This window comes from Paenibacillus polymyxa (assembly GCF_015710975.1).
Lineage (GTDB): Bacteria > Bacillota > Bacilli > Paenibacillales > Paenibacillaceae > Paenibacillus > Paenibacillus polymyxa.
In genome coordinates this window covers 2,971,417-2,985,232 of record NZ_CP049783.1, presented here as the reverse complement: position 1 = coordinate 2,985,232, position 13,816 = coordinate 2,971,417, and the positions used below count along the sequence as shown (strand labels likewise).

The following is a 13,816-nucleotide window of genomic DNA, read 5'->3' as shown; positions in this document are numbered from 1 at the left end:
TTCTGTCTCTGTAAATCATAATAAACGAATCTCAGGTTAAAACACCCAAATTAAGAATACAATAATCATGGCAAGCTGCAAAATTACTTTCATCACGGTGCTAGTAAATAGGCCCAAGACGGAGCCAAAGCCCACTTTTATAGCTCGATCCAGCGGGGCTTTGCCAATCAGTTCACCCAGCACAGCACCGATAAATGGTCCCAAAATCAGACCGAATGCCGGAATAACGAAAGGGCCAATAATGATTCCTACTGTACTAAGGATCGCTGACAGACGCGAGCCGCCAAATCGCTTGACTCCCCACGCATTCACAGCATAATCCGCAACAAAAAGGGCAACGACGATAAGTGTTTGTATAATCCAAAACAATGCATTGTATTGAGCAAACGAGAAAAACCAGCCGTATACAAAAAATGCAAAATAAATGGCGAGCGCCCCCGGCAATACGGGATACACCGCTCCCGCCATGCCCACAATGAACAGTACAATGACAACAATCCAACCTAAAACGTCCATGGGCCTCCTCCTTCTCGTCTATTCATCTTGCTTGTGCACCATCATTTTATTACACAAGTACATAATCTCGAATCACTTCTACAATGCCGTCCTCATTATTCGAAGCCACAACCACATTAGCGGCTTCTTTTACCGTATCCTGAGCATTCCCCATCGCTACACCCAGTCCAGCCGCTTGAATCACAGCCAGGTCATTCAGACTGTCACCTACGGCAACCACCTGCTCCATGGTAATGCCGAGCAGGTCGCACACTTCAGCGATGCCACTGGCTTTGGATATACCGGCCGGATTAATTTCCAGATTCGTCATCGAAGAATTGGAAATTTCAAGTCCCCCCATCTCCTGAAGCTTGAGCAAAATTTGATGGCGAATTTCGTCATTTTCCGTATTATAACCGAATTTGAGCCATTCCTGTGTGTCCAATGTGTCCGGCCAACGATCTCTGTTGTATAACTCCTCGGTTGAGTAAGCCCAGAACCAGGAGCCTGTTTCTATGGCAATCTGGTGCATCTTGCGAATAAGCTCCTTATCAAGCAAATAGCGGCGCCACAATTCGTGAGGTGATTTCCATACTTCACTGCCGTTTACAGTTACCATTGGCGTCTCCAGACCGAGTTGCTGACCGTAAGGCAAAGCATGCATCGCTGCACGTCCGGTGGACAAGCATACATGAGTCCCTTCCTGAATCGCCTTATTAATCCAATTAATTGTTTCCAAGCTTATTTCATGATTATCATTCAGTAAAGTTCCATCCATGTCGAGCGCAAGCAGTTTGTATTTATATTGGTTTTCTCCCATGGTCTCTCTTCCTCCTGTTGTCCCTTATGTCCAACGACATTTTACCATGAAAAAGAGAAGCCCACAAAAGTATTCAAGTCCTTATTTCGCTACCAGAGGCTTTTTAGGATTACCATCAAGCCCGTATACTTCGTCATACGCATCAAATATTTTACGCGCAACCGGTCCCGCACTCGTCGCACCAAAGCCCCCTCCGGGATGATAACGGCTACAGCCAGCTTCGGATTTTGACGCGGAGCAAAAGCGATAAATACCCCATTATCTTTAACCGTACGTCCCACCACCTGCTGAGAAGTTCCCGTTTTGCGTGCATAGTCATAGGGAAATCCGTTAAAGGCTTTAACATCGGTAGCCATACCACGAATCACAGTATTCCAGTACGTATCTGAAAAAGCGACCTCATTCAGCACCTTCGGCTTAAACTCACGTACGAGATTCCCCTGGTCATCCACAATTTTACTGACCAAATGAGGCTGCACTCGCTTGCCTTTGCTTGCCAGCACAGTCGTATACTGGGCCAGCTGCATCGTTGTATACTTCCCTTGCTGACCAAAGGATGCCTGTACTAAGCGTGTCAGTGCACTTTCATGCTTGCTGGTGTACTCCAGTCTGCCTGCCCACTCACCGGGCAGATCGACTTCCGTCGGTACACCCAGTCCAAATTGCTTCATATACTTGTCCCATACATCAATTCCCTGATGCATTCCTGCATTACTTCCGTATTTGGCATACAGCGGCTTGCCGATCATATCGACCATGAACGTATTTGACGAGACCTCAATTGCTTTACTAGGTGTTAGTGAGCCATACACATGTCCGCCTGAATTACCGACTCGGCTGGAGCGATTTTTTCCATAGTACGCACTTCCTGTATCCTGATATGTTTGTCCAGGCGAAAACAGATTTTCCTTCAACCCGATCAGCACAGTCAGCGGCTTAATGGTTGAACCCAGCAGAACCGAGGATTCTGGGTGCGGACCCACTTTTCCACTAGGTACAGATTTAATCGTTCCGTTCCCCATTCTATGCTGAATATCGTCATACACTGAAGGCGACGCACTTCCCGTTTTCCATACATTCGAGTCATAGTCCGGCATGCTGGCCATTGCTACGATATGTCCGGTCTCTACCTCCATCGCTACAGCGAAGCCAGTAGTTGCATCCGGATGAAGTTTACCCGATACGGCATGGGTACGAAGCCAGCGGAGTTGATCCATAATCGCCTGTTCGGTTTTTTGTTGAATTTCCTTGTTGATGGTAGAGTACAGATGATGACCTTTCGCTGGTGGTGTAATGGATCTAATGCCCTCCGGCATGCTTCGAGGGTTAACCTCTACCGTTTTATAGCCATTTTCCCCTCTTAACTCGTCTTGATACTGAAGCTCCAAGCCATCATATCCGACAGTTTCGCTTTCCGAATACACTTGTTCCGGTCTTAGAACCTCCGAATTGGCCTCATACAACTCTTTATATTTGGAGCGATTCGCTCGGGCTCCTTTAAATTTGTACATATATCCTATCGTTTGGACTGCGACCCGATCCGGGTCATAATGGCGTACACTTTCTTCGATGACCTCTACACCTGGAAACTCTGTTCGATGCTCCAGAAAATAAGCAATTTCCTTCTGACTCAGGTCGGATTTGACCAAACGCGGGGTAAATCCCCTATATTGAATATAATCCGGGTCAAGTCGTTGTATAATTTCCTTTGCATCAAGTCGCTCTCCTTCGCTATGACCCAACTCGTTTAATTTACTAGCAAGCTTGTCAGCAAAAGCATTAAGTTCAGGAAGCAGCTTGTCCCCCGGCTTGCGACCTTTCTCCGTACGCTTGCTATAATCCTTAGGCAAAGTCACATACAGGGACTGCATTGGAGTCGAATATGCCAGTCTAACCTTACCCGTGGAGTCATAAATCGTACCGCGACTCGGGGTTAGCGGAACATTTTTTGTATTTATGGATTGCTGCTGGCCCTTCAGCTCCTCTGATTGTATAAACTGCAATACAGCTAGTCTGGTAATGATCAGGGCAAACAGCACAAAAACACTAAAAAACAGTAGGTTGGTTCGTAAAACCGTCCGCTGTTTTCGCGTTTCTTCGTCCTCTTCACCAATTTTCTTTTTGAATGAAAATTTTTTATCCAAACTTCCTCTGTCCATATTAGCTGATCATTACTCCTTCCAATAGGTCTCATATTCCTGATCCTACCATATTTGAAACAAGAAACAAGGAAATCCAAGATGACAATTTTGTAAGAAAACGTATAAAAAAACACAAAAAAGCTTTCCTCAGCTCAATGGCTAAGAAAAGCTTACCTGAAATAATATCTGTATAAAAATGATTATGGCTGTTTGGCTGTATTAGGATCGGCTGTCGCTGCATCCTTTTTCTTTGGAACACCGTCCAGACCGTACACTTCGTCGTAAGCATCAAATATTTTACGTGCCACAGGTCCGGCGCTCCAAGCTCCGAAGCCTCCTTCAGGAATGACAACTGCTACTGCAAGTTTAGGATTCTGGCGTGGTGCAAAGGCGATAAATACCCCGTTATCTTTTAGTTCTCTGCCTACACTCTGCTGTGATGTCCCCGTTTTGCGAGCAAAGTCATAAGGGAAACCTTTAAATGCGCTGACATCTGTTGCCATCCCGCGTATGACTTCATTCCAGTAAGCATCCGGAAATTTCACTTCATTCAGCACCTTCGGCTTAAACGTTTGAACCACATTACCGTTGGTATCTTTAATTTGACTGACCAAATGCGGCTCCATCCGTTTGCCCTTAGTAGCAATCATCGTTGCGTACTGGGCAAGTTGCATTGGAGTATACTTACCTTGCTGACCAAAGGAAGCATACGCTAGTCTAGAAAGTACCGACTCGGATTTATTCGTATACTCTCGCCAACCCCGGAACTCACCAGGCAAGTCTACTCCAGTGGAAACACCTAATCCAAACTCCTTCATATAACGGTCCCATACATTTATCCCCTGGTCTTCTGTAGCATTATTTCTGTATTTGTTATATAGGCGCTTGCCAACCATATCGACCATGAAAGCATTAGAGGAATGACGTATAGCGGTAGCCGGGTCCATTGAACCGTACACATGACCAGACGAGTTCCGCACCCGTGCGGAATTATTACGTCCGAAATAAGCAGCTCCTGTGTCTTGATAGTACGTATTTGTCGTAAATAGTCCTTCTTCCAATCCAATAAGAACAGACAGCGGTTTAATAGTTGATCCGAGAAGCACGGTAGAATCTGGGTGCTGTCCAGATTGGCCTGAGCCAACGTTCTTAATTGTAGCGTTTTGATACACATGTTTTATTTCTTCATATTTGTCTTTTGAAATCGTACCTGTCTGCCAATAATTCGCATCATAATCCGGCATGCTGGCCATCGCGACTACATTCCCTGTATCCACTTCCATGGCTACAGCAAAGCCTGTTTTCGCATAAGGATGAGTCCTGCCAGATACAGCGTGTGTGTGGAGCCATCTCAATTGATCCATAATGGCATTTTCAGTCTTCACCTGAATTTCTTTGTTAATCGTGGAATAGACATTATCCCCTTTTTGCGGAGGAGTAACAGAATCTACACCCTCCGGCATATTGCGCGGATCAATCGGAACCGTTTTATAGCCATTTTTCCCTCGTAACTGTTCCTGATATTGATATTCCAGTCCATCAAAGCCCACAGATTCGTTATCCATATAGATGAGGCCCGGATCATTTTCAGCTGACATGGATTTTTGGATATTCTTATATTTATCCAACGTTTCACGCGCACTTTTGTAACTTTTAATATAACCGACCGCTTGAACAGCTACCGTATCAGGATCGTAATGACGTACCGTCTCTTCAACGACATCTACGCCTGGAAACTCACTCTTATGCTGCATAAAATAGGCAACTTCATCTTTATTAAGATTCGTTTTAATCAGACGCGGCGTAAAACCGCTAAATCGTTGATAGTTCCGATCCATAGCGTCCATAATTTGTTCTGCCGTCATTTGCGGCTCATCTTTATCGCCGTATTGAGCAAATCGATTCGCCAGCTTTTGTGTCATATTCTCCAGCTCAGGCAACAGCTTTTTATCAGGATTACGCTTTTCTTCCAAGCTGTCACTATAGTTCTTGGAGAGTGTGATATACAGCGATTGTACAGGTGTCGAATACGCCAGTCTGTTCTGGCCGGTTGAATCATAAATCGTTCCGCGAATCGGCGTAAGTGGTACATTTTTAGTAACATTACTGGCCTCCTGCTGCTTGAGCTGAGGTCCCTCCACAAATTGAAGTATCGCCAGTCTTACGATAATGACAGTAAATATAATGAACGAGCTGAAAAAGAACAGGTTGATTCTGAAGCTGAATCTTTTTCGGTCGGACGACTCGTTGTCTTTTCCCTGCTCGTTGTCTATCTTTCTCATGTGCTCTTCTCCACTCCCTTTAAATCACTTTATCCTTGATATGTGTCTGGGCAAAACCAGGCGGATTAAACCAGTCTCCACTTTGTGCCCAGGTCGGGTCTAACGGAACCCACTGATGCTGTCCGCTCAAATACACCTCATTCCAGGCATGGGACCCGTATCCTCCCTGTCCGTTGTATCCAAGGCCTGTTACGACCTTGACCTGTAGTCCCTGTGAACGAGCCATCATTGAGTACAGGCGGGCATAATCAATGCACACTCCTTTACGTGTATCAAACGTATCTCGGGGAGTCTGTTCATGCCAGTCACCACGTTGCTCATAGGCTTCCACCTTACTGTAATCATAGCTAATGCGGGTGCCTACCCATTCATACAACGCTCTGGCTTTTTGCTCGTCACCGCTAGCCCCTTCTGTAATCTTGGCCGCTGCCTGAACGATATCGCTTGGAATGTCCCGGTCGATTATTTCGTATTTGCGCTGCATGATACCATTCAATTCCTTGGTAACAGCCTGCGTAAATACAGGGAGTTTATCCTTAATCAGAGTCCCGGACAACGGCTCAATGACCGATTGCGCACCTTGCTTATAAATCGGCGAAGCTTGTACGTAGCTGCTAAACCCGCTGTCTGGGTACAGACTTACGCCTATGAACAGCAGGGCTATGATCATCATGGCGCGAGCTCCACCAATAAGAGTACCTATGCCGGCCCCTGCCACCCTGCTGAAAAAGCCCGATTTTTGGGGATGCTCATGGAGAGAGGAATCTGATTTGCCACCTACCATCAGCACATAAATGGCACGCAGTATAAACTGGGCGATAGCATAACTGAGCATGAACAATACGGCAAACCGCAGCAGCGGAAACCCCTCTATCCCCGCCACAAGCGTATAATAAAATTGCTCAATCCCACTTAGTTTTCGCTGTGGCAAATGCTCCATGTAAGCTGCCAGCCATTGCTGCACCTTTGGTGAAAGCCACATGGCTAACCCGAACGAGCACAAAATACCCGCCACAGTGAGTATGCCATCCACAATGAGACTAAACAGCGCACCTACAGATCTGGAGGCCCCTCGCCTCCACCCCTGTATCAACGACAATACTACGATGGCGATCAGAAACACCGTCACGCCATTCCAATGAAGAATAGACTCCAGCCAGGATGGGTTCATTGTGTTCCTCCTGTCTTTACGGCGACTGTGGCGGCTGTGCAGCAGCCAAGTCTTTCGCACTTTCGATATATTTCTTGACTGTGTCACTCATACTCCATTCGCCCAGCGACATTCCCTGAAACCATACCTTGACCTTGTTCCCCTCAAACGGACCTTTTACTTCCAGGTTGGAACTGGTCACTGTAAATGTACCATCTCCGTTGGAGGTGTATTTGGCATTTTGCCCCTCTTTTATCATCATGTTCAAAGCCTCGCTCTGAACCTTGTTAATTGCGTCATCCTTTGCCTGAGTCACGACCTTGCCAACCTGTTCAAAGGAAATACCACTGTAGACTAGCAAGCCTGCAATCACAATAATGACGATCAGCCATTTTACGAGAGTTCTTACAATCTTCAATATGACTAACAATAGGACAAGCCCAATCACTATATACAGCCAGTTATCCTGAACGATCTGCCAATTATGTTCCAAAAACTCTGACCAGACGTTCTTATCCATTCGCTACACTCCCGTTTCCAACTACATGATTCAAATTGCAAAATTGTCTCTGTAATTATACATGATTACGCAATGTCCTGTCAGCTTAGGTCTTATACATACCTTGTCTTTCAATTCTTGTCCACACAAAGTGGTCTATGTTCGTCCAATCTGGCGTACAACTTAGGAAGGGCCAATACGAAGTAACATGAAAGTTTACATTTAGGAAAGGGGGTCAATCACATGAAAACAGCCCTCTGGCTGTATCTCTTCTTGTTCATTGCCTTTTTGATCTGCATGCACAATATCCTATTTTGACACCATTCGCCATCTCTCTGGGGGCAGCTCCTACCTTTATCGGTTGGATGATGGGAATTTACTCTCTGACTCACCTGCCTGGCAATTTAATGGCAGGTCCCAAAGTCGACAAACACGGCAGTCGCCGATATATTATGTTCAGCCTGACAGCTGCAGGCATCATCCTGATCATTCAATCGTACATCCATACACCGTGGGAATTGCTTTTTCTGCGTGCGATTAGTGGTTATGTGTTGGCCTTTTTATCTCCAGCCTGTCTGGCCATGCTGGCGCAACTGTCCGATCATCCGGTTACGCAGGGCAAATATATGTCGGGACATGGTGTTGTCCATACGTTGGCCTCAGTTCTATCTCCAGCTGCAGGCGCATTTATCGTAGCCAGCTTTGGCTTTAGCGAGACATTTAGCTCCCTTGGTATCATTCTCGTAATCACGGGGCTTATGGCTTATTTCACCTTACCCAAAAAAGCACCCGCTCCACAGGCCCAATTATCTGATGGTCATACGACACCTGCTCCACAGTCAGCAGCACAGACGCGGTTACCCTTCAATTGGCGTTATCTGCTTCTACCTTTTGTTTTGGCGTGCGCACAAGGCATTTTATTTTACGAGATCCCATTACGAAATAACGGTTCTGCGTCCATGATGTCCACCGGATTGCTCTTTTCCATCATCAGTTTGGGAGCACTCTGTACGCTCAGTTTGCTTTTTCTGAACAAATATTCACCGATGGTAAGGTTAATTTGCGGCATTATTCTGATGTCTTTAAGCTTCTACGCACTCGCCACCACGCCTGAAGCGACCATAGGCATCATCCTGTTTATTTTGGGAACAGCCAAAGGCATCATTTTTCCAGCGCTGGCCTCTCTTTTCATACGAATCGGAGGGGCTCGATTGGGCAAAACCTTTGCCCTACAATCCATTGCAACGTCTATCGGCTCCTTTGCCGGGCCTGTACTGGCGGGCCAGCTTCCGGATCACATATCTCCTTTTTTTATCGCATTTCTAATTTTGATGACTGGTCTACTATTCGTTCCTGTTCAGCGATTATCTCCTACACCACCACTATCTACCTCGGGTCCTTACCATTCCTAATTATAACTAAGGGGCCATGCTGAGATGCTACCTTTAAAGCCCAAAATACGTTCTAGAGGGCTTACGCACAGTACCTAATACCCTGCTCCTCATAGACTAATTTGACTGAACAATTCAATACAAAGGGAGGTGCAGCCCATGAGCCACTGTCATCCTGTAAGCCCTTGCCCTGTTTTTGGAACTTCAACTGGTACCATTCTTGTTCTTTATATTCTGCTCGTCATCATTCTTCGTACTTGCTGGTTCTAATGTTCTAATTAGCCCTAACATCCGGCTTTGTAACCCATGCCTGCCACTTACGGCAGGCTGTTTTGTTGTTTTTTGCATGAGAACCCCTTTTAGAGCTAAACTATACACATATTCTTTCATTTCCCGGGGAATTTCGAGCACAGGCATCAAGCAAGGGGTGAGCAAAATGGCGATAACCGTGATTGTCGAAGGAAAAAATGACCGCAGTAAACTCCGCCGATTACTCGATCCGGAGGTCAACATTTTATGCACCTTCGGCACACTAAACTCAATAAAATTAGAATCCCTCCGCCAGCGGACCAAGCATGACGAAATATTTTTATTTATGGACAACGACAGCTCAGGGAAAAAAATAAGAGGTGTGCTTGCAGACGCTTTTCCGGATGCCCTTCATATGTATACACGCAAAGGCTATGCAGGCGTAGAAGGTACTCCAGATGAATATGTAATTGCCCAGCTGGAAAAAGCAGGGCTTGAGGAATACATTGTATACCCTCCTGTTCTTTAGTCCTGCAAATAACAAAAGAGCTGTCCTCAGGTCAATTTCATGCCTGTTGGACAGCTCTATATAGTACAGCTTCTAAGATTGGTATTAGAACTTATGAACCGTATCAACGATCATCAGCAAGAAGCTGAGTGTCAAATGGTTAATGGAAAAGAAAAATACTTTTTTTGCCCACGAATCCGTTTCTTCTTCCTTAATCGTAAAGCCTTTAAAGGCATAAAACGCCCAAAGCACGGACAGTAACACGGACACGATCATAAAAATCATACCGGCATATCCATAAGCATACATAAGGATGGGTACCGGGATCAGCAGCACAATATAAGGAATCATCTGAATCTTAGTCCGATGGATGCCTTTCACGACTGGCAGCAATGGAAATCCTGCTGCGCGATATTCCTCAACTCTGCGAATGGCAAGTGCCCAGAAGTGAGGAGGTTGCCATAAGAACAATAGTGCGAATAAGAGCCAAGCACCCATGTCAATACGGCCCGATGCGGCAACATAACCAATTACCGGAGGCATAGCTCCAGAAATACCGCCAATGGATGTACTCCATGTAGATGAACGTTTCAACCAGAGTGTATAGATGCCAACGTAGACAAACATACCCAATATGCCCAGTAGTCCTGCCTTCACACCAGAGAAGAAGAATAAAACAGCCAAGCCGACAATACCCAAAATAATAGCGTATGACAACACCGTTGTAGGGGTCAGACGTCCTGTTGGCAGTGAGCGATTACGTGTGCGCTCCATCTTCAAATCCAACTCACGGTCAAAGTAGTTGTTAAAGACACAAGAAGACGCCATAACCAGCATTGTACCTAAGAGTGTAAGAATTAACTTTATATAGTCAACGTCCCATTGCGATGCCAACCAAAAACCACCGAAGGCTGCAACCAGATTAGTACGAAGGATGCCTGGCTTGGTAACTGTAATAAAATCTTTCCAAGTGCCCGCCTTGCCGGGTGGTTTAGATTTTACAGAATAGGTAGCCGCATCCGAAGAAGTCTTATAACTAATATTATCCATTGTGAGTAACTCCCCCTTAGAGATGTATGAATTCGGGAGTAAGTTGAACTCCGATATAAATTTTATCATATACCTACCCCAAAAAGTTTGACAGAAAACGCACAAAACGTTCACAATTCAGATGGCAAATCACCCCTGCTGATCGTTTACAGTAAATTTGGGTAGTAATAAGTACAGGAAACAATACAAAAGGAGCGACAGATATGGATACAGCCACACACTTTGTCATGGGAGTCGGGTTGGCCGGGCTGGCCTATACTGATCCTGTCGTCGCCGGAGATCCCAAGCTAGCAGCGGTCATACTGCTCGCTACAGTCGTAGGGTCACAAGCTCCGGACTTTGACACCTTGCTTCGGTTGAAAAATAATGCAGCGTATATTCGCAATCACCGTGGACTGTCGCATTCTATCCCCTTCTGGTTGATATGGATCTTGTCCATAACGGGACTGATTTGCCTGATCTTCAGGGATGTGCCCCCAGGTCACGTAGCATTATGGGTAACGATTGCCGTCTGCCTGCATGTATTCACAGATTTATTCAATACGTACGGAACCCAGGCATTTCGGCCGTTTACGAATAAGTGGATATCTTGGAATATCATCCATATTTTTGATCCCTTTATTTTCGGCACCCATGTTGCTGCGATCATGCTGTGGATCACCGGATTGGTTCCGCCCGCCCCCTTATTTATTACGCTGTACATCATTATTGGCCTGTATTACATTTGGCGAACCTGGAGTCATTTTATTACCAGAAAAGCGGTACGTGATATGGACAACAAGCGTCAGGAAGGCGACACCTATTATATCATTCCCACGGTATCATGGAACCGGTGGCATGTGGTAAAAGCTCATCAGAATGGAAGCTATGACATTGGCGGATTAAATGGCAAGCATTTATTTTGGACGAAACACGCAACTCCATCCACACATCCAGCCGTAGAGGCCTCCAAATCCTATCGCGATGTGCAAGCATTTCGCTATTTTTCCTCCTTTGCCGTTGCCGAGGTGGAAGAACTGGAGTGGGGCTATATTGTGCGATGGGGAGACGTCAGGTATCGACACCGGAGGCAATATCCATTTGTGGCGGTGGTCGCGATGGATAAGCAATTCGGACTGATCAACAGTTATATTGGATGGCTCAGTGATGAAAAGATGCAAAAACGTCTTTCCTTGCATACGAATTAAAATATTTCCAAGCTAACAATAGGCCGAGTGTATTACAGACAGCAAGTCTCCCTTAAACGGGGGCTTGCTGTTTTTTTGACTATTCCCGTAAAAAAAGCATTTCATGAAAGCGCCCTCTTGACGAAGCAGACTAACGTGATTCACAATGGTCATAAACATGCGCAAAAAAATCCGGAGCATGTTTGCTCCGGATTTTCTTCATCACAGCTGCTCATAATACAGCTTCCAAGATGGGAGTGTTTATGTGTATTACTGCAAGCGGCTGCTGCCCGACAAGGATTGTTCTGCTTGTTGGACCAGCTTTTTCGTGATGTATCCCCCAAGAGAACCTGTTTCGCGGGAAACGACATTACCGAAGTAACCGTCCTGAGGGATGGTGATGCCAAGTTCTTGAGCTGCCTCATATTTTAATTGTTGTAAAGCGGCGTTGGCCTGCGGTACTTGCAGGTTGTTTGAACGACGTCTGCTCATATTTGAATCTCCTTTCAGTTCTTTGTGAGTGAGGTTCATTGCAAGCTTGCAAGATTATTATGGCTCACTTACATCTACTTATTCCTGAAATTCAACATTCGAAGGCTGGAGGTTTTTACCATGAGCAAAGGTCTATCCCTATGGTTCGCCGTTTCATCCATTGTTCTGCTGACAGCAGCCGCTATATCCATCAGCTATTCTGCATGGCTTGCTATATTACTGGGACTTTTATCTGTCGGTAATATCGGCTGGGGCTTCGTAATCAAGGCCCGACAACGCCGTTCTTAAGTTAATTTGTAGAAGACCCCATCTGTCTGTCTTCAATTGACTCTAGCGTAGACGTGGCAAAAAGCCCATGCGCTCTTTGACCGCAGACAGCGTGACTTCAGCAGCTTCTTGAGCACGCTCTGCGGATTGGGCTAAAATATGTCCAATTTCACCGGATTCCCGGATATCGCGATAGCGCTGCTGAATCGGTTCAAGCATAGCTACAACCGTCTCTGCCAGTTCTTTTTTAAATGTCCCGTACATTTGGCCTTCATAGCGATCCTGCACTTCTTGGAGCGACAAACCGGAACATTGGCTGTAAATGCCCATCAGATTACTAATTTCCGGTTTATTGGCTGGATCATATCTAACCTCACTGCCCGAATCGGTAGTAGCGCGGCTGATTTTTTTGCGTATGACTTTTGGATCGTCCAGCAGTGCAATAAAACTGCCTGCATTCGGATTACTCTTACTCATTTTCTTGGATGCATCATCCAGGGACATAATTCTCGCCCCTACTTCAGGGATATACGGCTCCGGAACAGTAAAATAATCTCCATAACGGTGATTAAAGCGGCCCGCTAAATCACGTGTCAGCTCCAGATGCTGTTTTTGGTCGTCGCCTACTGGGACAAGGTCCGCATTGTAGAGCAAAATGTCAGCTGCCATCAATGACGGATATACGAACAGCCCTGCCCCTACGGAATCCTTGCCAGCGGCTTTGTCCTTAAACTGAGTCATACGCTCCAGCTCGCCCATATTCGTCAGTGTTGTCATCAACCATCCCAGCTCAGCGTGCTGAGGAACATGGGATTGTAAAAAGACATTGGATTTCTCTGGGTTAATACCCGCTGCGATAAATAATGCCGCTACCGCCTCCGACTGCTCACGTAATTGAGCTGGTTCCTGCGGTACAGTAATCGCATGAAGGTCTACGACCATAAAGTAACATTGATGATCCTCTTGCAATTTGACAAAGTTTTTCATTGCGCCGATGTAATTACCCAAAGTAAGTTGTCCACTAGGCTGAATACCTGAAAGTACGGTTTTCATATTCTTCCTCCTCCGATTATTTCAATATTTTAGAACGCAAAAAGGCCCCGCATCCTCAAGGGACGCGAGACCGTGGTACCACCCTTATTCATTGCTGTCAGCCTATGAGTTGTCGGAGCTATCCTACGTGGCCGCTGCAATCTTGAAGCTCCGTTAACGAGGAGCAATCGGCCGTCATACTGAGGAAAGTAAAATCCTGTTCTGTGCGGCACTCCAAGGTCCATTCAGCAGTGCAGGCTCGCCGATTCTCATC

Annotated in this window: 11 protein-coding genes, 3 pseudogenes and 1 other annotated feature (1 of these 15 cut by a window edge); of the genes and pseudogenes, 5 read left to right on the top strand and 9 right to left on the bottom strand. The window is 45.9% G+C overall.

Annotation, left to right across the window (positions count from 1 at the left end):
- Positions 1-36: 36 nt before the first annotated feature.
- The 6 genes and pseudogenes from G7035_RS13360 to G7035_RS13335 all read right to left on the bottom strand — a co-directional run bounded on the left by G7035_RS13360 (position 37) and on the right by G7035_RS13335 (position 7,408).
- Positions 37-516, bottom strand: a complete 480-nt coding sequence (locus G7035_RS13360; protein ID WP_017427276.1) for a DUF456 domain-containing protein — start codon at positions 514-516, stop codon at positions 37-39.
- A gap of 49 nt (positions 517-565) precedes the next feature.
- Positions 566-1,315, bottom strand: a complete 750-nt coding sequence (locus G7035_RS13355) for a Cof-type HAD-IIB family hydrolase (RefSeq protein WP_019688537.1) — start codon at positions 1,313-1,315, stop codon at positions 566-568.
- Positions 1,316-1,396: 81 nt separating this feature from the next.
- Positions 1,397-3,474, bottom strand: a pseudogene (locus G7035_RS13350) (peptidoglycan D,D-transpeptidase FtsI family protein).
- A 182-nt stretch (positions 3,475-3,656) separates the two neighbouring features.
- On the bottom strand, positions 3,657-5,738 hold the full coding sequence (locus G7035_RS13345) for a peptidoglycan D,D-transpeptidase FtsI family protein (protein ID WP_019688539.1): 2,082 nt from the start codon (positions 5,736-5,738) through the stop codon (positions 3,657-3,659).
- Positions 5,739-5,757: 19 nt separating this feature from the next.
- The gene (locus G7035_RS13340) at positions 5,758-6,909 is read right to left on the bottom strand and encodes a transglutaminase domain-containing protein (protein WP_019688540.1); all 1,152 of its coding nucleotides are present in this window, start codon (positions 6,907-6,909) and stop codon (positions 5,758-5,760) included.
- 16 nt (positions 6,910-6,925) lie between these two features.
- A complete protein-coding gene (locus G7035_RS13335; protein ID WP_019688541.1) occupies positions 6,926-7,408 on the bottom strand; it encodes a hypothetical protein in 483 nt (160 codons plus the stop codon).
- A gap of 222 nt (positions 7,409-7,630) precedes the next feature.
- Here G7035_RS13335 and G7035_RS13330 point away from each other — a divergent pair.
- The 3 genes and pseudogenes from G7035_RS13330 to G7035_RS13320 all read left to right on the top strand — a co-directional run bounded on the left by G7035_RS13330 (position 7,631) and on the right by G7035_RS13320 (position 9,556).
- Positions 7,631-8,799 (top strand): annotated as a pseudogene (locus tag G7035_RS13330) (MFS transporter).
- 180 nt (positions 8,800-8,979) lie between these two features.
- A pseudogene (locus tag G7035_RS27375) lies at positions 8,980-9,048 on the top strand (YjcZ family sporulation protein); the annotation flags it as partial.
- A gap of 166 nt (positions 9,049-9,214) precedes the next feature.
- Positions 9,215-9,556 carry a toprim domain-containing protein gene (locus G7035_RS13320; protein ID WP_017427271.1) on the top strand — a complete coding sequence of 114 codons (342 nt, stop codon included), beginning with the start codon at positions 9,215-9,217 and terminating at the stop codon, positions 9,554-9,556.
- Between the two features lie 84 nt (positions 9,557-9,640).
- Here the strand turns inward: G7035_RS13320 and cyoE are convergent, their stop codons facing one another.
- A complete protein-coding gene (gene cyoE / locus G7035_RS13315; RefSeq protein WP_017427270.1) occupies positions 9,641-10,585 on the bottom strand; it encodes a heme o synthase in 945 nt (314 codons plus the stop codon).
- Between the two features lie 203 nt (positions 10,586-10,788).
- Here cyoE and G7035_RS13310 point away from each other — a divergent pair, with 203 nt between their 5' ends.
- Complete coding sequence (locus G7035_RS13310; RefSeq protein WP_019688543.1) at positions 10,789-11,772, top strand: metal-dependent hydrolase; 984 nt, start codon at positions 10,789-10,791, stop codon at positions 11,770-11,772.
- Between the two features lie 249 nt (positions 11,773-12,021).
- Here G7035_RS13310 and G7035_RS13305 read toward each other — a convergent pair whose 3' ends face one another.
- A complete protein-coding gene (locus G7035_RS13305) occupies positions 12,022-12,243 on the bottom strand; it encodes an alpha/beta-type small acid-soluble spore protein (protein ID WP_013311857.1) in 222 nt (73 codons plus the stop codon).
- Between the two features lie 120 nt (positions 12,244-12,363).
- On the opposite strand from G7035_RS13305, the gene G7035_RS13300 reads away from it, so the two are divergent.
- Positions 12,364-12,531 (top strand): hypothetical protein, encoded by a 168-nt coding sequence (locus G7035_RS13300; RefSeq protein WP_016324694.1) that lies wholly within the window; start codon positions 12,364-12,366, stop codon positions 12,529-12,531.
- A 42-nt stretch (positions 12,532-12,573) separates the two neighbouring features.
- Here the strand turns inward: G7035_RS13300 and trpS are convergent, their stop codons facing one another.
- Entirely contained in the window at positions 12,574-13,563 is a 990-nt protein-coding gene (gene trpS / locus G7035_RS13295; protein WP_016819987.1) for a tryptophan--tRNA ligase, read from the bottom strand.
- Positions 13,564-13,618: 55 nt separating this feature from the next.
- Positions 13,619-13,816: a binding site (T-box leader), on the bottom strand (it continues 60 nt past the right edge of the window).